Origin of the sequence: Marinobacter sp. (assembly GCF_035268745.1) — a bacterium.
Lineage (GTDB): Bacteria > Pseudomonadota > Gammaproteobacteria > Pseudomonadales > Oleiphilaceae > Marinobacter.
Window position 1 is genome coordinate 1 of the sequence record NZ_DATFKH010000150.1, and the last position, 1,184, is coordinate 1,184.

Sequence of the window (1,184 nt, forward strand, 5' to 3'; positions counted from 1 at the left end):
GTATCCACCCGACCAACTACATCTTCCGTGTGATTAATGATGGTGGTAGTTTGCTTGTCAAAAAACGATGACAGCAAAAATAAAGACCGAGACCATGTTAGTCCTGGTCGATCAATGGAAGTCCTCCCAAAGTACTCAGAAACAGTTTTGCGCCGACCATGACCTCAAAGCCAGTACGTTTGCCTATTGGATTGCCAAGCATAAACGAGCTGGCTCAAATAGTGAGCCAGCCGGTGGGTTTGTAGGCGTAGATGTCTCCGGGCCGTCGGGCTCTGACCCGGTCCGTATTACCTACCCCAATGGCGTTGTGGTCAGCTGCCCGGCCGACCTGCCATTGATCAGCCAGCTTATCCGGCTGGCGTAATGTTTAGTTTGAGTTCGTCCCACCGCTACCATTTGTACCGTGGGGTCTGCGATATGCGCAAAAGTTTCAATGGGCTGTCCGGGCTGGTGCGCTCGGAACTGGGCCGCGATCCGGCCAGCGGAGAGGTGTTCGTGTTCCTCAACCGCCGCCGTACGCTGATGAAGCTGCTGCACTGGGAGGCCGGCGGGTTTGTTCTCTACTACAAACGACTCGAAGAAGGCACCTTCACTCCGCCCGTTTTACAGGGCGATCAAACGGTGGTCCGCTGGCCCGAGCTGGTGCTTATGGTGGAGGGAATCCAGGTGCAGTCTTCCCGACAAACCCGCCGATATGAACGATAAAAAAGTGCATTTTTTTGCTAAAAAAGACGCGTTCAAGTAGTTTATAATCAGTTAGTTGCGTATATTTCTGCATGTCAACAGGCCTGCATATCCTACCCAAATCTGAGCTGATTGAACGGCTGGCTGCCGAGCAAAAAACAGCGCAATCCCGCCTGGAGAAGGTTACTGAATTGCAGCAGCGACTGTCTAAAAAAGATCAGATTATTGCCCAGCTTCAGCGAATGCTCTTCGGCCAGAGCCGCGAGCGTTTTGACCGCGACCCCGACCAGGGGCGTCTTCCGTTCGACAGTGATCCCATCGTGGAAAAGGCCCGCGAAGTTGAGCACGAGCAGGCCGCCGAGGGCGTTCGAAAGAAAGCGTCCCGCCCCAATCACAACGGACGCGGTCCACTACCGGACCACCTGCCGGTTGAGGAAGTCCATATCTACCCGGATGGTGACTACTCGGCGATGGTCTGCATTGGTCAAGAAGTGACCGAC

3 protein-coding genes are annotated in these 1,184 nt (G+C 54.3%); all 3 read left to right on the forward strand.

The features are described from left to right. The first annotated feature begins 94 nt into the window (after positions 1 to 94). Positions 95 to 364 (forward strand): IS66 family insertion sequence element accessory protein TnpA, encoded by a 270-nt coding sequence (gene tnpA, locus VJ956_RS16360; RefSeq protein WP_414674435.1) that lies wholly within the window; start codon positions 95 to 97, stop codon positions 362 to 364. After that, on the forward strand, positions 364 to 705 hold the full coding sequence (gene tnpB, locus VJ956_RS11460; RefSeq protein ID WP_324085025.1) for an IS66 family insertion sequence element accessory protein TnpB: 342 nt from the start codon (positions 364 to 366) through the stop codon (positions 703 to 705). The genes tnpA and tnpB overlap by 1 nt, the downstream gene beginning before the upstream one ends. 71 nt (positions 706 to 776) lie before the next feature. Next, on the forward strand, positions 777 to 1,184 hold a 408-nt coding region (locus VJ956_RS11465; RefSeq protein ID WP_414674434.1), incomplete at its 3' end, for a transposase domain-containing protein.

Excerpts from the sequence above, each read along its gene's own strand:
- tnpB (WP_324085025.1), top strand. The coding sequence starts at position 364 with ATGTTTAGTTTGAGTTCGTCCCACCGCTACCATTTGTACCGTGGGGTC.
- tnpA (WP_414674435.1), top strand. The coding sequence starts at position 95 with ATGTTAGTCCTGGTCGATCAATGGAAGTCCTCCCAAAGTACTCAGAAA.